Genomic DNA, 16,178 nt, shown 5'->3' on the forward strand with positions numbered 1-16,178 from the left:
ACTGGCTACGGCTATGAGGAGGCGAGTGAAGCGGTTGCTGGGGATGTCGTGTTCGACGTGTCGCATTCCCTGAACCTGGACGGGTTGGACCCGTCGCTGGCCGGGGCGATCGCCTACAGTATCGTGGGTGGAGATACAGCCTACCTGGCGCTGGCTCAGGACGGCTCGGGTAACTGGGTGGTGGTCCTGACCGAGGCCGGGGCCGCTGCGATTCGCGCCGGCCAGGTGGATGGCAACCAGCTGAATGTAACGATCGAGGGCACGGTGGTCCTGTCCGGGATGGACGATCTCGTGGATACCGGTAGTGGCGTGGCTCCCGTGCCCGAGCCGAGTGGCGAAGAGCCGCCGGATCTGCTGGCTTCTGCCCACACGGTGGGCGGCAGTGATGTTCAGGGCACGATGGCGAATGCGAACAACCTGAAGGAGACCGGTTCGCAGAGTGCAGCCGTCTCGCATCAGGATGGGTTTTTCGCGATCGACCATCAGGGGGCTTCGGATGACCCCAACGCGATCGAGTTCGGCGAGGCCCTGCTCTTTACGCTGGTCAGCCCGGCCGATACGGCCGTGTTCCAGATCCTGGGCGCCATTAACGGCGGTTCCTATCACCTGTACGACGCCGAGGGTGTGCGGATCGGTGGTGCCCGTGATCTGGCAAGCGATGTGAACGAGAACGGCTTCCTGGAGCTCGGTGGCGAGACGTTCTCCTTTATTGCATTCCAGGGTGGGAGCACGGGTCCTGGAGCCAGTGGGGACGCAAGCGCGTTCGCGGTGAAGCCAGTCGATCTTTCGGTACAGGTGGGTCAGGGCGAGGATGCGGAGTTCTATCCCGCGGGTGGCGAAGAGGCGCTTGCCGCGGAAGTGGTCGATGCCCTCGGTGAAGCCGATGACTTCGGGGCGAATTTCCTGACGGTCGATTCGGATCAGGACATCTTTGTCGTGTCGCAGGGTGGTGAAGGCAGCATGGAGGATCCAGCACGCTTCGTGATCCAGGGCTTCAGCCTGGAGAGCAACGATCCCGGTGCACAGATCACGCTCGGTGAGCTCCTGTCCAGCGCGAGCCAGGAGACGATCGACCAGTACCTGATGGCGGAAGCGCAGGGCGAGGGTACCGTGCTGCACATCAGCTCGGGCGGCATGCTGGAGAGTGACACGGGCGGTGCCGATTACGCCATCACGCTGGAAGGGGTCAGCATGAATGGCTTCGACTCGTCGTACGATTTTATCCAGACCCTGATCGAAAACGGGCATCTCTCCATCGATCAGTAGCGGTCCCTGCCATCGGGATCAAGGGCCCGGCGCCGCGATGCGGCCCGGGCCTTTTTCTGTGCCGGAAGGGAATCCCTGAGAAAGGCGGGTTCGTGCGGGGCGAGTACCGGGCCGTTTCTGGACCGCTCAGGGCGGGCAGCTGGCTCCGTGCACGAGTGAAGATGCGGAAGCCAGCGATCCGGCGCGATTGAATCGGCGCCTCCCTAACGCGTCGGTTCCCGGACGGCGCTCCCCGTGACGGCATCGATGCCGGCGTCCATCAGCAGTTCGATGTCGTCGCTGATGTCACAGCCTTCGGCGATGACAAGGATCCCGATGGAGTGGGCCAGGGTGCAAAGCCCGCGAATGAGGGCCTGGGTCTCGCTGGAGCGATGCACGCTGTGGGTCAGGGAAGCCTGCAGCTTGACGTAATGGAGGCCAAAGGTGGTCAGGTCGTGCGCCTGAAAGGCTTCCGGTCCCGCGTGTTCGAGCCCCACGGTGAACCCCGTCAGGCGAGCGATTCGACAGAGATCGCGCAGTTCCGCTGGGTGTGCCAGTGCGCCGCGAGCGGGGAACTCGACCCACAGGCGTCCCGCCGCCTGGGGGTCTTGCTGTAGCCGGGATTCGAGGGTCTGACGGAAGTGGGTGTCACGCAGGCTGTCCACCGAGAGGTTGATGGCCAGGCGTTCGCCGGCGGTCTGCAGCCGGGACAAGGCGGCTTCCAGGACGGCGTCGTCGAGCCGTCGGATCAGATCGAGGCGCACCGCCCAGGGCATGAAATAGCCCGCAGGGCGCAGTTCGCCGTCTAGAAACAGGCGCATCGGGGCTTCGTGATGCATCAGTTGATGGTCGGCATCGATGACCGCAAACCGGCCCAGCTCCACCCCGTGTTGGTCAAGCGCGTCGGTGATGGCCGCGCGCCATTGATTCTGGTCCGAATAGGGAAGGGTGGCGTGGGGCTCGTGGGCGACTGCATCGCCGGGCTCCAGTTCCGCACGTGCCAGCGCGAGATCCGCTCGCGCGAGAACTTCCCCGGTGGTGTCCTCGGGGTGATAGAGGGTCGCGGCCACATGAAGCGTCAGGGCGTCGGGTGCGTCGTCGCCGAGCGCGTCCCGGACCCCGCTCAACAGGGACTGCGCGAACCGGTGACTGTCCGCGATGCTGTCGCCGAAAACCGCGATGTCGGAGCCGTTGAGCCGTCCGGCGGCGCCATACTCGGTATGGGCGACGGCCTGTTCCACGACCTTCGCGATCCGGGCGAGCAGCGCATCGAGGTTCTGGTGGCCGACGATCTGGTTGATCGTGGCCAGATCGTGGATGCGGAGCACCGCGAGGCTGCCGGAGGAACCGGCATGCCGGTTATCCAGCGTCGCCTGCAGGCGGGCGAGAAAGGGCTCCCGGGCCAGCAGGCCCGTCACGTCATCGTGCTGCAGTCGGGTCTTCAGACGCTCCAGCCGTTTCGACTCCTCCACGAGCATTACGCGTACATGCTCGGTCAGTCGGTTCATGGCGCGCACCAGGGCGCGGAATTCCCATGTGCGCGGTTCGGGGGTGGTGATGAAGCGGCGTGCGCCGACCGCCTCGGCCTGCTCCACGACATGCCGAAGGGGCTGGATAAGTCGCCCGAGCAGGAACGACCCCAGCAGGCCGATGATCAGAAGCCCGGCGGTAAAGATTGCCGTCAGGCGCAGGGTGCCGGCCCAGAGCTCTTCGTACGCGTAATTGGTCTGGCTCTCGACGATCAGCGTGCCAAAGGACGACCAGCCGTCGGACACCTGTGCCACCCCGGGGCGGACATCGAAGTTCAGGGTGTCGATGAACCAGTTCGGGACACCCCGCGGCGTTTCGGGGTTGTGTCGTTCCAGCATGAGTTCGCCCGAGGGATCCTCGAGCCGGATATGGCGGTAGTGGCCGGTATCGAACTGGGAGGCTATCTGCAATTCGACGGTCGTATCGTCCTTGGGCAGCTGGGACAGCGACAATGCAAGCGAGGCGGCATTGTCGATGTTCTTGGTCAGGATCTGCTGGGCCAGGTAGTTGCGTGCCGACAACGTGCTGGCGACGATGCTCACCAGCAGCGCGAGCAGCATGATGATGGCCACCGCGATCCAGAGTTGTTTTCTCAACGTCATGCCTGCGCCCTCTTTATGGGGTCGGGTTGATGGGTTGTTCAAGATCGAGACCGTATTCCGCCAGCTGTTCCAGGACCCGGCGCCAGCGGGACAGCCTGGCAGTGGGATCGGCCGCCGATTGTGACGCGCCGTCGGGCCAGAGGCCCCGACTGTTGAACGAGAAGATTGGCGTCAGATCGTCGCGCTCCCCGGCGCGCTCGATACGGGTGATCAGATTGTCGAGAACCAGGGGTTCATCGCGCGGAGTTTCGAAGTAGCCCAGGACCATATGGGCCTGGCTCAGGTTGCTGCCCGGGCCGCCGATACGTGCGCGCACGTAAAAGAGCCGCAGACGTTCATCCGGGATGCCCAGTTTGCGCAGGCTGACGTACTTGGCGATCGAGTAGTCCTCGCAGTCGGCGGCACCCTTGTCCATGGCCTCCAGCGGCGTGGCCCAGAAGTCCTCCTGGCCCCAGGTAATCTGATCGTCCTGATAACGCAATAGACGGTTGAAGAACTCGTTCACCCGTGCGATCTGGGTTTGCTCGTCTTCGTCTGCCAGCGATTCGAGCAACTCGCGCCATTCACGGACCCGGTCCGCGGTCTCCGGGCCGTACCGGATGGCGGCGACCTCCTCCAGTTGCGCGAAGTCTTCGAGCCCCGCGTCGGAAGTACCCAGGGTCCACGTGCCCAGCGCCAGCATCAGCACGACGCTGAGCAGCCGGATCATTTGCGGGGGGGTACGGGCACAGGACAAAAGCACGTGGGCGTGCCCTCCGGTGAGTGAGGATTACGCGTCTCACCTGATGATGGGCTACGCTGACGGCGAAAGCCAGATTCGCAAGGAGAAAATCATCCTTCATATCACTTTTTTTTCGTTTTCCGTTTAGCGAGCGTTAGTCGGCAAAGGAAACGAGAGTTGTGCCGCCTGGGGGCGGTCCCTAGTATTCAGAAGTTTTGATAACCAGAACTTTTCTGACCGGCAAGAAAAAAAGCCCGGCAGAGGTCGTTCTGGGGGGTGTCCACGCTAAATGAAAGGACAAGAGCGATGAAGCGATTCGGGTCTGTGACCAGCAAGGGGGCTCTCGTCGGACTGACGGCGGCCGTGGCGATGGCGGTGGGGGTGTCTGCGCATGCAGCGCCGCCACAGGAACTCCGGGACGCCGCCATGGAGGCGGTACTCTCCAATCCGGAGGTCCAGTCGCAGTGGCATGCATTTCGTGCGGCCGGCGAAGAGCAGACTGGCGCGCGCGGCCGGTTCATGCCGGAGATCGATCTGAATGCGCGCGCGGGTTACCAGTGGCAGCGTTCCAGTGACGACGGTTTCGACACCTTCTCGCGCAACCCGCGCGGCGTGGATATTACGCTGACGCAGATGCTGTATGACGGGTTCGAGACCGCCAGCGAGGTGAATCGTCTTGGCGAGATCCAGCGCGTCCGGTTCTTCGAGCTGCGGGAGACGACCGAGGATATCGCGCTGGAGGCTGTTCGGGCGTTTGCCGACGTGCAGCGTCAGCGGCTGCTGGTGGACCTGGCGCAGGAAAACTACGACGCCCACAAGGACGTGTACGATCAGATCGTCGATCAAACCGAGCGCGGGGTTGGCCGGGGCGTGGATCTGGAACAGGCGGCCGGTCGCCTCGCGCTTGCGGAATCCAACCTTCTGACCGAGCGGCAGAACCTGCATGATGTCAATGCCCGCTACTATCGCGTCGTCGGGCAGATGCCGGCCGATGGCCGGGCGGATCTCGTCGGAACCTTCTCCGAAGAGCCCATCCCGGGGACGGTGCAGGAGGCGCTGACCGAGGCGGTCACCATGAACCCGGCCATGTTTGCGTCCCTGAGGAACATGGAGGCGGCGCAGGCGCAACGCAACGTCGCCCGTGCGGCCTTCCACCCCCGGGTCGACCTGCAATTGCGTCACGCCTACGAGAACGATCTGCTGGAACGGGAGGACATCCGGGTCCACGACACCTCGGCAATGGTGATGATGACGTTCAACCTCTTCCGGGGTGGAACCGACCAGGCGCGCGTACGCCAGTTCACGGAGGAGTTCAATCAGGCGCGTGACCAGCAGGAAGTGGTCTGCCGTAACGTCCGTCAGACCGTATCGGTGGCGTACAACGACGTCCGTTCCCTGGAAAGCCAGCTGCGTTTCCTGCGTCAGCATCGCGATTCTTCCGACCGCGTGCGGACCGCCTACCGACAGCAGTTCGGTATCGGCCAGCGCAGCCTGCTGGACCTGCTGGACACCGAGAACGAGTACTTCGAGGCCAGCCGCGCCTATATCAATGCGCAGCACGACATGGAAATCGCGAAGGCGCGGGCGCTGAACGGTCTTGGCCGGTTGCTTGAGTATCTGGAGATTTCGCGTGGGGATATGCCGACCGCCGCCGAGCTGGGGCTGGTCGACGAGCATGCACGCATCGATCCGGACTCGGTGTGCCCGCCGGAAGCACCGCAGATGATGGAAACCCGGCACGAGAGCATCTTTCGCTGATTGACCGCCGGGCATGTCCGGCGCAATAAAAGGGCCAGCCCTCAGGGCTGGCCCTTTTGCGTTTGGAGGGCGTGCCGATCCGGATGCCTGCCGGGGCTTCTGGCTCAGCGCTCTTCGATGGAGACGTACTCGCGCGAGGGGTAGCCGGTGTAGAGCTGGCGCGGGCGGCCGATGCGGGATTCGGGGTCCTGCATCATCTCGTTCCAGTGCGAGATCCAGCCGACGGTGCGGGCGAGGGCGAAGATCACGGTGAACATGTTCAGCGGGATGCCCATCGCGCGCAGGATGATGCCGGAGTAGAAGTCCACGTTGGGGTAGAGCTTGCGCTCGATGAAGTAATCGTCCTCCATCGCGATGCGTTCCAGCTCCATGGCCACGTCGAACAGGGGCTGGTTGTCGGCGCCCATGTCGCCCATTTCCGCGAGCAGTTCATGGCACATCGTGCGGATGATCTTGGCCCGCGGGTCGTAGTTCTTGTAGACGCGATGCCCGAAGCCCATCAGGCGGAAGGAGTCGTTCTTGTCCTTTGCTCGGGCGACGAAGTCCTCCACGCTCTTGTCGGAGTGCACGATCTCCTCGAGCATGCGGATGACCTTCTCGTTGGCACCGCCGTGCAGCGGGCCCCACAGCGAGGCGATGCCGGCGGAGATCGCGGCGAACGGGTTGGCCTCGGAGGAGCCGGACAGGCGTACGGTGGAGGTCGAGGCGTTCTGCTCGTGGTCGGCGTGCAGGATGAGGATCAGGTCGAGCGCGCGCACGAAAACCGGGTTGGGCTGATAGGGCTCGCTGGGCACGCCGAACATCATCGCCAGGAAGTTGGCGGTGTAGGACAGGTTGTTGTCCGGGTACATGAACGGTTGACCGTTAGCGTACTTGTACGACCAGGCGGCGATGGTGGGCATCTTGGAGATCAGCCGGTGGGCGGCGATGCGCCGGTGATCCGGGTTATGCACGTCGACGTTGTCGTGGTAGAAGGCCGACAGCGCGCCAACCACCCCGACCATGATCGCCATCGGATGGGCGTCGTGGCGGAAGCCGTCAAAGAAGCGGCGTACCGCCTCGTGCAGCATCGAGTGTTCCTTGATGATGCGCGAGAAGTCGTGGAGGTCGTCGGAGGAGGGCAGCTCGCCGTTCAGCAGCAGGTAGCACACCTCGAGGTAGGTGCTCTCCGAGGCGAGTTGTTCGATCGGATAGCCGCGATAGAGCAGCGTGCCTACGTCGCCGTCGATGAAGGTGACGTCCGAACGACAGCTGGCCGTGGACATGAACCCCGGGTCGTAGGTGAAGTAGCCGAGCTCCTTGTACAGGGCTCGGATATCCAGGCAGTTCGGGCCGTGCGAGCCCTCCTGGATCGGCAGCTCGATGCTCTTGCCGGTGGTGTTGTCGGTCAGGGTGACGGTTTTGCTCATGAAACGGCCTCGTGGGAAAGGGGTCGTCCGGATGCGGATGCCCCAATGGTAAACCAAAGGCGGCCCTGCGGCAGCGGGCTTCGGGCGGCTCCGCGACGCCGGTCGGTTCTGCGCCGCGAATATCTCGGTTCGTGTGTCGTGGCGGCCGCGTGTGGCGGCGGGCCTGGGGCCGGCGTGTTAAGGGGCGGGCGGTCCGCGGCGCTGGCGCTTGTCCGTGTACATGGCGGCATCGGCGTTGGCCTGCGCCTGATGCAGGGAGCCGCTGACGGTGCGGCAGGCGTAGCCGATGGAGGCGGCGACTCCGGCGGCGTCCAGGGCCGAACGCAGCCGGCTGGCGATTTCGGGGAGGTTGTCGGCCGGGGTGTCGGGCAGCAGGACGGCGAACTCGTCGCCGCCCAGGCGGGCCACGATGTCGTTCTCGCGAGTTGCGTCGCGCAGGGCCCTTCCGGCCGCGGCAATCAGCTGGTCACCCGCGTCGTGGCCCTCCTGGTCGTTCACGGCCTTCAGGTGGTCGAGGTCCAGGGCGATAATGCCTGCCGGGAGGCTGTGATCCAGACAGCGCTGCTCCTCCGCGTTCAATGCGATCTGCCAGCCCCGCCGATTGCGGGCTCCGGTGAGGGCGTCGCTGTAGGCCTCGAGTTTCAGGGCCTCGCGTTCGCGTTCGAGTTCGTCGATCTGGCGGCGCTGCCGGAGCAGGGCCTCGATCACGGCCACGGCGGACTCGATCTCCTCGGCGTGTCCTTCGAGGTCCACTGACAGGGCCTCCGGATGCATCGCGCAGAGTACGCCGTACATGCCGTATTCGTGGTCCTGGACCGGAAAGCCGATGTAGCTGCCGATGGCGGGGGGGTTGTCCAGGGTCGCCAGTGCTTCTCGGTAGGCGGGGACCTGCTGCACGTCGGGGGCGATGCGTGGGCCCCGTTCGGCAAGCATGCGGATGCAGAACGAGTTGCCCCAGTCGAAGGCGGTGCCTGGTTCGATCCCGTAACCGTGGTCGTCGGCACGCACCACGATCTGCTCGTTGTCCTCGATACGGGTCAGCATCCAGACGTCCAGTGGGGCGATCCGGTGGAGCAGCTTCAGGGCGTTGTCGACCCCGAGGTTAAACGGGGAGGGGGCGGCGTCGAGTGGATCGGTGCTTCGGGGCATGGGACATTCCGTCGAGAAGGCGCGGGTGTCGGTTTGATACAGGGAGGCCGCGGTCAGGCCGACGCGGCCTGTGGTGTCTGCCGCATGGCGCGGGTGGCGCGCTTCAGTGCGTGTTCGAGGCTGCCGGTGCCCACCTCGCGCATGGCGTGCCCGACGGCCGCTGGGATTCCCTGCTCGGCGAGGGACTGTTGCAGGGTCTGTGCGCGCTGCGCGAGCGGGATCTCGCTCAACTGGCTGGCGAGCAGGGCGAACTGGCTGCCGCCGAGTCGACCGATCAGGTCGGTGGGATGGATCAGCCCCTGCAGGGCGAGGATCGCGCGGATGAGGTCGGTATCGTCGTGGAACCCGGTGGTGCCCCGTGGCGAGGGGTCCGGAAACAGGTCGAGGGCAATGACGCCGGCCGGTTGGCCGCTCCGCTGGCAGCGCGTCTCCTCGGCGTCCAGGGCGAGCTCCCAGCCATGGCGGTTGAGCACGCCGGTCAGCGGATCACTGTGCGCAGCCAGGGCGGTGTGCTGGCGCAGGCGGTCCAGTACCTCGGCCCGTTCGCTGAGGCGCAGCACGTGAACCAGTGACTCGGCCAGGGCGCGGACCACGGGCTCGTGGCGGTCGATGTCCGCGTCCATGGGGTCCGGGTGCAAGCCACACAAGGTGCCGAAGAGGTGGCCGTTCGCATCGTACAGCGGGAATCCGATGTAGCAGCCGATCGTCGCAATATCGTTGATCGGGGCGCTGGCATAGGCCGGTACTGTGCTCGCATCGGCGGCGATGTTCGGCCCGTCGCCCGCGTTCATGTGGAGGCAGTAGGAATGCTGCCAGCTGAACGCCGCCCCCGGCCGGAACCGCGGTGAGCGGCCGCGTGTGTGCAGCACGATCCAGTCGTCGGCCTCGACCCGTGTCACCATCCAGATGTCCAGCGGGATCAGCGCCTGCAGGGCATTGAGGGTGGCATCGACGGCGCCGGAGAACTCGTCGGCCAGTGCGGTGGCAAGGGTGGCCCTGGGCATGCTGGGGCGCGCGCTCGGTTCGGTCGGGCCCGTCATCCTACAAGCGGGGCAGGTCGGGATGCGACAGCTGCCCGCCATGCACGTGCTGGCGGCCAAATTCAGCGCAGCGGGCCAGCGTCGGGACGGCCTTGCCGGGATTGAGCAGGCCCAGCGGGTCGAAGGCGCGGCGGAGGCGGTGAAACTGTTCCAGCTCCGAGGCGGCGAACTGCACGCACATGCCGTCCAGCTTTTCCACGCCGACGCCGTGTTCGCCGGTAACGGTACCCCCCACCTCTACGCACAGCTCGAGGATTTGCTGACCGAAGGCCTCGGCCGTCTCCAGCTGTCCGGTCTGGTTGGCGTCGTAGAGGATCAGGGGGTGCAGGTTGCCGTCGCCGGCGTGAAAGACATTGCAGACCCCGAGGCCGTGCTCGCGCGACAGGTTGTTGATGCGTTCCAGCACGGTCCCGAGCTGGTGGCGCGGGATGGTGCCGTCCATGCAGTAGTAGTCGGGCGAGATGCGGCCAGCAGCCGGGAAGGCCGCCTTGCGCCCCGCCCAGAAGAGGGCCCGCTCGGCGTCGTCACGGGCGGTGCGTACCTCGGTGGCACCGAGATCCAGCAGCTTCCGGCGCACCACCATGATGTCCTCGGATACCTCGGCGTTGGTGCCGTCGAGTTCGCACAGGAGGATGGCCGCCGCCTCCACCGGGTAGCCGGCATGAACGAAGTCCTCGGCGGCCCGGATGGCGGCGTTGTCCATCATCTCGAGGCCGGCGGGGATCAGGCCGGCGGCGATGATCCCGGCGACTGCGCGTCCGGCCGTGTCGACATCGTCAAATCGGGCCAGCAGGACCTGGGTGCGTTCGGGGCGCGGGAGCAGGCGCACGGTCACCTCGGTGACGATGCCGAGCATGCCCTCCGAGCCGACCATGAAGGCGAGCAGATCCAGGCCGGCACTATCCAGTGTCTTGCCCCCCAGCCGGATGGTCTCGCCGTCCAGGGTGACGATCTCCAGCCCGGTCACGTTATGCACGGTGAGCCCGTATTTCAGGCAATGCACCCCTCCGGCGTTCTCGGCGACGTTGCCGCCGATGGAGCAGGCGATCTGGGAGGAGGGGTCCGGCGCGTAGTACAGCCCCTGGGGCGCGGCGGCCTCGGAGATCGCAAGATTGCGGACGCCGGGCTGGACCACCGCACAGCGGTTGTCCGCGTCGATCTCCAGAATACGGTTGAAGCGGGCCATGGACAGCAGCAGCCCGGTCTCGCTGGGCAGTGCCCCGCCCGACAGGCCGGTGCCCGCCCCGCGCGGAATGATCGGTACACCATGTTCGCGGCAGACCCGTAGGCAGGTCAGGAGCTCGTTTCGGGTCCGTGGGAGCGCCACGGCGCCCGGGACCTGGCGGTAGGCGGAGAGCCCGTCGCACTCGTAGGCTCGACGTTCCGCCGCCTCGAGTACCAGGGCATCGGATGGCAGCTCGGCTGCCAGGATCTCGATGACCGCGGCCAGTGCCTGCATGGCCGTCTCGGATGGGGCGATGGATGGATTCGCGCTCATGCATTCGATGGTAGGGGTCTGCTGGGTACACGCGCTGTGATCGCATAAACTGTAGGCCTTTTTGGGAAGCAGGGCGGGATCATGGGCATCGGAATGGGTTCCTACCTGGCAGTGGCGGTGGGCGGTGCGCTGGGTTCCGCCCTGCGCCTCGGCATGCAGGAGTGGATGGTGGCGCAGTTTGGTCGCGCCTTCCCCTGGGGGACCCTCGGCATCAACATTCTCGGCTCGTTCCTGATCGGTGTGCTCGCCGTGATGCTGGTGGAGCGCCTGGAGCTGCATCCCGCCTGGCGACTGTTGCTGGTGGTCGGGGTGCTGGGGGGCTTTACGACGTTCTCCACGTTTTCCCTCGAGGTGGTCCATATGCTCGATATCGGTGCCTGGACCCGGGCGTTGGGGTACATGCTGGCGAGCATGCTGACCTGCGTGCTGGCCGCAGCCGCGGGGCTGTACGGGACGCGCTGGGTGCTGGGTGTCGGGCCTGTGGCTTCGTGAGCGTCGCCAGGAAGGGTCTCCCGGGCACCGCTGCATCGTGGACGTCGTGGAGTGGCAACCGTAGACTTCTCCGTCGTTCCCGCAACCCCTCACTGGAAAGCCGTCATGCTTGATATCCGCAGCCTGCGTCAGGATCTGGACGCGACCGCCGCCGCGCTCGCGCGGCGTGGCTACACCCTGGACCGCGAACGTTTCGAGTCCCTGGAGGCCCGGCGCAAGGCATTGCAGGTGCGCACCCAGGAGCTGCAGGCGGAGCGCAACACCCGGTCCAAGAGCATCGGGCAGGCCAAGGCGCGGGGCGAGGACATCGAGCCGCTCAAGGCGGAGGTCGGTCGGCTGGGGGATGAGCTCAAGCAGTGCGAGACCGATCTGCATGATGTTCAGGAGGAACTGGACACGCTGCTGATGTGGATCCCCAACCTCCCGCAGGCGGATGTGCCGGATGGCCTGGACGAGAAGTCCAACGTGGAGATCCGGCGCGAGGGTACGCCCCGCGGCTTTGACTTCGCGCCGCGCGATCATGTGGACCTGGGCCTGCCGGGCGGCTGGCTGGATTTCGAGGCGGCGGTGCGGGTGGCCGGTTCGCGTTTCGTGGTCATGCGCGGGCAGATGGCGCGTCTGCACCGGGCCCTGACCCAGTTCATGCTGGACATGCACACGGGCTCGCATGGATACCAGGAAACCTATGTGCCCTACCTGGCGAACCCGGAGTCGCTGGAAGGGACCGGTCAGCTGCCGAAGTTCGACGAGGATCTGTTCGCGGTGGACTGTGACCAGCGCTACCGCCTGATCCCCACCGCGGAGGTGACGCTGACCAACCTGGTCCGCGAGCAGATCCTGGAGGCCGACGCGCTACCGCTGCGGATGGTGGCGCATACCCCGTGTTTCCGTTCCGAGGCGGGCAGCTATGGCCGCGATGTGCGGGGGCTGATCCGGCAGCACCAGTTCGAGAAGGTCGAACTGGTGCAGATCGTGCGGCCGGACGAGTCGAACGCGGCCCTGGAAGCCCTGCTGGGACATGCCGAGGCGGTGTTGCAGGCGCTGGAGCTGCCCTACCGGGTGATGCTGTTGAGCGCCGGGGACATGGGTTTCGCCGCCGCGCGCACCTATGACCTGGAAGTCTGGCTGCCGGCGCAGGACGCCTACCGCGAGATCTCGTCGTGTTCGAACTTCGAGGCTTTCCAGGCGCGCCGCATGCAGGCACGCTTCCGGCCAAAGGCGGGCGAACGCCCGGAGCTGGTGCATACCATCAATGGATCCGGGGTTGCGGTGGGCCGGGCACTGGTGGCGTTGCTGGAAAATCACCAGCAGGCGGACGGTTCGATCCGCATTCCCGAGAAGCTGCGTCCGTATCTTGGGGGAACCTCGGTGCTGGAGCCGCCGTCCGATTAGCAGGCCCATTCGGAAACTTGCCACGTGAAACGTCTCTCCCCCGGAATTCGTCGCCCCGCTTCGCTAGCCTTCCTCGCGGCGCTGTTGCTGGCGTGGGCAGTGACGGGGACGTCCGTGCTGGCCGACGACGACGTGGCGGAGCCGGATGAAGGGCTGGTGTTCGACGACACGCCGCGACCGATCGGCCTGCACACCCCCGACTGGTTCGAACTGAGCTTTCTGGACCTGCGCGAGGACCTGGAAGACGCGGTGGAGCAGGGCAAGATGGGACTGGCCGTCTACTTCGGCATGGATGACTGCCCCTACTGCGAGGCCCTGTTCGAGAAGAATTTCGCGCAGGACGACATCCGCGAGTACCTGGCATCGCATTTCAATGTCGTGGCGATCGACGCCCTGGGTACTCGCGAGGTGACGGATCTCGACGGCGAGACCTGGATCGAACGCCGCTATGCGGCGGAACAGCGGCTCAACTTCACGCCCTCGATTGCCTTCTACGACGAGGACGGCGAGCGCATCCACCAGATGCGCGGCTATTACCCGCCCTACCGATTCCGTGCGTTGCTGGAGTACGTGATCGACCGGCACGACCGGGAAGAGAGCTTCCGCGACTACCTGGACCGCGCCGATCCGCCACCAAAGTTCGATCTGGACGACATCAATCAGCGTGACTTCTTCGCCGGCGAGCCGTATGCGCTGGATCGCAGCCAGGTTCCCGCGGACCGTCCCCTCGTGGTGTTCTTTGAGCGCGAGGCCTGTCACGCCTGCGATATCCTGCACTCCGAGCCGTTGCAGCAGGACGAGGTTCTGGAGCGCATTGCGCTGATGGATGCCGTCCAGCTGGATGCCGATGATGCCGACACCCCGGTACTGACCCCGGATGGCGAGCGGACCAGCGCGAAAGAGTGGGCGGCCGAGCTGGACGTGCACTGGGCCCCGACGCTGATCTTTTTCGACGAGCATGGCGAGGAGATCATCCGCATCGATTCGGTGGTGCACCTGAATCGACTGCGCAACGTGATGGACTACGTGCTGACCCGTGGCTACGAGGATCACCCGACGTTCGAGCGCTGGCGCGCCCAGCAGCCGGGACGTCCCTGAACCGGCCCGCGACCGCGTCACCTGAGACAAGGAACGAGCTTTGCATTTCGAACGTGACTTCGTAATTCGTAACCGCGAGGTGCTGGAAGGCATCGTCGCCCGATCCCATCGCGTGGCGCTGGGGATCTTCGTACTGACCTTCAGTGGCTACGGCGCGGCCGTATGGCTGTGGTTCCAGGACAACATGTGGGGCGCGCTGGTGGTGGCGACCGTAAGCTACCTGGTGTTCCGCCAGTTCCGCATGCTCGCGCTGGGCGTCGCGCGTATGCCATTGCGGGGGGATCCGCAGGCGGTGGAGGCGTTGCGGGCGATCGATGTGGCGCTGGAGCAGGACAAGCCCCACCCCGTGCTGGCCGAGGTCGAGGCGCATCTGCGCGCCCTTGAAGACGATCCGCCGACCGCGGACGAGCGCGCGGCGGCGGGCCAGGACGAACCGAAGGAAGGGTCGGGTAAAGCGGATTAGGGAAACACTGATCCAGCGGTTGTGCGTTCAGAGCTCGACCGGAACGCCCAGTTTCTGTTCGATGACGCGCACCAGGGTCGCGTGCAGGTCTTCGCCATTGCGATCGTCGATCCAGGCGCCTTCCTCCTCGGAGTAGCCGAAGTGGGCGGGACCCTCGGGCGAGGAAAGCCAGATCTGTTCGGCGGCCTCCTGGCGGTTCAGGATCAGTTGCGCGCCGTCGTCGAATTCGATCGTCATCACCCCGTCGATCAGGTCGATGTCCAGGTCATCCAGGGCGCTCTGCTCGCTCAGGCGGGTCTGGATGTCGTCGAGGGTTTTCTCGGCGAATACGGCGAAGGAGGTCTGGCTCATGGGGCGCTCGATCCGGTCGTGAAGTTGGGGCTGGCAGGGCGCGATTATAGGTCAGCCGCGCCAGGCGGCAATGACCAACCCCGCCCAGCCGAGGATAAAGGCGGTTCCGCCCAGCGGCGCGATCGCCCCGAGGATGCGGGGTGCTCCGAGGGCCAGGGCATACAGGCTGCCGGAGAAGAGCAGGATGCCGATCACGAATGCGACGGCGCTGGCCGCGGCCCAGCCGTTGGCCAGGTGTGCCCACAGCGCGGCCAACAGCAACAGGGCCAGGGCGTGGATGAAGTGATACTGGACCCCTGTGTGCCAGGTCGACAACGCGTGTTCCGAGAGGCGTTCCTGGAGGGCGTGGGCCCCGAAGGCGCCGAGGATGACCGCGACCCCGCCCAGCAAGGCCGCGATGACGATCAGGGGGCGTATGAGGGGTTCGCCACCGCCCATCAGGCGTCGTCGCCCATCTCGCTGTCGATGTCCTGGCCGGGGACCCAGCCGTGTTCGCGGGCGCGCTCGATCGCCTCCTGGTGGATGCGCTCGTGACGTTCGCGCAGTTCGGGCGGGAGGTTGCTGATACGCAGGTCGTACTTGTCCCACTCGGCATTGACCTGGTCATGCAGCATCTGGATGCGCGAGACATCCCAGCCATCGCAGGTTTCGGTCTCCGGCAGGATGCCGAACACCCAGGCATCGCGGATGAAATTGCCGATGGGGGTCATGCCGGCGTACATGTCGTTGTACAGACCGACATAGGTGCGGTTGGAACGGTTGGGTCCTCTCATGCCGCCTAGTGTAGGGGGGAGCTGAGCTCAGGCAAAGTGTTTTCGCCGGTTGGCGCGGCAAACGGAGATCACGGGTGCAAGTCGGGAACGATTCACTGGCGCGGGTGCGGATCCGCGCGGTCATGAAGCTGATGGTGCTGGGGGCCGCCTTGCTGCTGGTGGGGATCATGCTGCGATACGCGTTTTCCGGATCGGTGGATACCGGCGGCGAGACGCTTCGGGTGGATCTTGCGGAAATCACCCCGGGCGAGGCGGGGCGGTTCATCCACGGGAACCGGCATGTGCTGGTGGTGCATCGTGATGCCGCCTGGCAGGCCGCACTGGCGGATGACGACGAGCTGGTGGACCCGGCGGCGCGCCGGGGCCAGCAGCCGGACGGGCTGGCGTTGCCGCTGCGCAGTTTCCGGCCGGAATGGCTGGTCGTCATTGGCGAGAGTACGGACCTGGGTTGCGAACTGGACCTGGTACACCCGGAAGAGGCCGATGGCTGGAGTGGCGGGTTCGTCGACCGTTGCCGGGGCGGGCGCTACGACGGAGCCGGTCGGGTATACGCCGAGCAGTCGGCCCGCCGGAACCTGCCGATTCCGGATTACCGCTTCGCGGGGGACGACCGGCTGATCCTGGGAAGTCCGTGAATGCTGCGCGAGATCCGTCGGG

Annotated in this window: 16 protein-coding genes; 7 read left to right on the top strand and 9 right to left on the bottom strand. The window is 65.6% G+C overall.

Annotation, left to right across the window (positions count from 1 at the left end; all coding sequences use genetic code 11):
• The coding region (locus tag F817_RS0108260; protein ID WP_024327202.1) for a hypothetical protein at nt 1-1,266 on the top strand (1,266 nt) is incomplete at its 5' end.
• 203 nt (nt 1,267-1,469) lie between these two features.
• On the opposite strand, the gene F817_RS0108265 is transcribed toward F817_RS0108260, so the two are convergent.
• Together F817_RS0108265 and F817_RS0108270 are read right to left on the bottom strand one after the other, a co-directional pair.
• A complete protein-coding gene (locus F817_RS0108265; RefSeq protein ID WP_024327203.1) occupies nt 1,470-3,377 on the bottom strand; it encodes a LapD/MoxY N-terminal periplasmic domain-containing protein in 1,908 nt (635 codons plus the stop codon).
• Between the two features lie 13 nt (nt 3,378-3,390).
• Nucleotides 3,391-4,086, bottom strand: a complete 696-nt coding sequence (locus F817_RS0108270) for a transglutaminase-like cysteine peptidase (protein WP_029681070.1) — start codon at nt 4,084-4,086, stop codon at nt 3,391-3,393.
• A gap of 381 nt (nt 4,087-4,467) precedes the next feature.
• On the opposite strand from F817_RS0108270, the gene F817_RS0108280 reads away from it, so the two are divergent.
• Entirely contained in the window at nt 4,468-5,856 is a 1,389-nt protein-coding gene (locus F817_RS0108280; protein ID WP_024327205.1) for a TolC family outer membrane protein, read from the top strand.
• A 104-nt stretch (nt 5,857-5,960) separates the two neighbouring features.
• On the opposite strand, the gene F817_RS0108285 is transcribed toward F817_RS0108280, so the two are convergent.
• The 4 genes from F817_RS0108285 to F817_RS0108300 all read right to left on the bottom strand — a co-directional run bounded on the left by F817_RS0108285 (nt 5,961) and on the right by F817_RS0108300 (nt 10,952).
• A complete protein-coding gene (locus F817_RS0108285) occupies nt 5,961-7,265 on the bottom strand; it encodes a citrate synthase (RefSeq protein ID WP_024327206.1) in 1,305 nt (434 codons plus the stop codon).
• Nucleotides 7,266-7,442: 177 nt separating this feature from the next.
• On the bottom strand, nt 7,443-8,414 hold the full coding sequence (locus tag F817_RS0108290) for a sensor domain-containing diguanylate cyclase (RefSeq protein ID WP_024327207.1): 972 nt from the start codon (nt 8,412-8,414) through the stop codon (nt 7,443-7,445).
• A gap of 53 nt (nt 8,415-8,467) precedes the next feature.
• The gene (locus tag F817_RS0108295) at nt 8,468-9,418 is read right to left on the bottom strand and encodes a diguanylate cyclase domain-containing protein (RefSeq protein WP_024327208.1); all 951 of its coding nucleotides are present in this window, start codon (nt 9,416-9,418) and stop codon (nt 8,468-8,470) included.
• Nucleotides 9,419-9,455: 37 nt separating this feature from the next.
• The gene (locus F817_RS0108300; protein WP_024327209.1) at nt 9,456-10,952 is read right to left on the bottom strand and encodes an FAD-linked oxidase C-terminal domain-containing protein; all 1,497 of its coding nucleotides are present in this window, start codon (nt 10,950-10,952) and stop codon (nt 9,456-9,458) included.
• Between the two features lie 81 nt (nt 10,953-11,033).
• On the opposite strand from F817_RS0108300, the gene crcB reads away from it, so the two are divergent.
• The 4 genes from crcB to F817_RS0108320 all read left to right on the top strand — a co-directional run bounded on the left by crcB (nt 11,034) and on the right by F817_RS0108320 (nt 14,397).
• On the top strand, nt 11,034-11,444 hold the full coding sequence (gene crcB / locus F817_RS0108305; protein ID WP_024327210.1) for a fluoride efflux transporter CrcB: 411 nt from the start codon (nt 11,034-11,036) through the stop codon (nt 11,442-11,444).
• 105 nt (nt 11,445-11,549) lie between these two features.
• On the top strand, nt 11,550-12,836 hold the full coding sequence (serS, locus tag F817_RS0108310; protein WP_024327211.1) for a serine--tRNA ligase: 1,287 nt from the start codon (nt 11,550-11,552) through the stop codon (nt 12,834-12,836).
• 117 nt (nt 12,837-12,953) lie between these two features.
• Entirely contained in the window at nt 12,954-13,934 is a 981-nt protein-coding gene (locus F817_RS0108315) for a thioredoxin family protein (protein WP_369774212.1), read from the top strand.
• A 40-nt stretch (nt 13,935-13,974) separates the two neighbouring features.
• The gene (locus F817_RS0108320) at nt 13,975-14,397 is read left to right on the top strand and encodes a hypothetical protein (protein WP_024327213.1); all 423 of its coding nucleotides are present in this window, start codon (nt 13,975-13,977) and stop codon (nt 14,395-14,397) included.
• 27 nt (nt 14,398-14,424) lie between these two features.
• Here F817_RS0108320 and cyaY read toward each other — a convergent pair whose 3' ends face one another.
• From cyaY to F817_RS0108335, 3 genes are read right to left on the bottom strand one after another with little or no spacing between them, the layout of a single operon-like run.
• Nucleotides 14,425-14,748: an iron donor protein CyaY gene (gene cyaY / locus F817_RS0108325; RefSeq protein ID WP_024327214.1), complete on the bottom strand. Its 324-nt coding sequence runs from the start codon at nt 14,746-14,748 to the stop codon at nt 14,425-14,427.
• A gap of 51 nt (nt 14,749-14,799) precedes the next feature.
• Nucleotides 14,800-15,186 (bottom strand): DUF423 domain-containing protein, encoded by a 387-nt coding sequence (locus F817_RS0108330; protein WP_024327215.1) that lies wholly within the window; start codon nt 15,184-15,186, stop codon nt 14,800-14,802.
• Complete coding sequence (locus F817_RS0108335) at nt 15,186-15,521, bottom strand: hypothetical protein (protein ID WP_024327216.1); 336 nt, start codon at nt 15,519-15,521, stop codon at nt 15,186-15,188. The genes F817_RS0108330 and F817_RS0108335 overlap by 1 nt, the downstream gene beginning before the upstream one ends.
• A 74-nt stretch (nt 15,522-15,595) precedes the next feature.
• Between F817_RS0108335 and F817_RS0108340 the strand changes: the two genes are divergently transcribed.
• A complete protein-coding gene (locus F817_RS0108340) occupies nt 15,596-16,156 on the top strand; it encodes a ubiquinol-cytochrome c reductase iron-sulfur subunit (protein ID WP_024327217.1) in 561 nt (186 codons plus the stop codon).
• The last annotated feature ends 22 nt before the right edge of the window (nt 16,157-16,178 follow it).

The organism is Thioalkalivibrio sp. AKL19 (assembly GCF_000420165.1).
Lineage (GTDB): Bacteria > Pseudomonadota > Gammaproteobacteria > Ectothiorhodospirales > Ectothiorhodospiraceae > Thioalkalivibrio.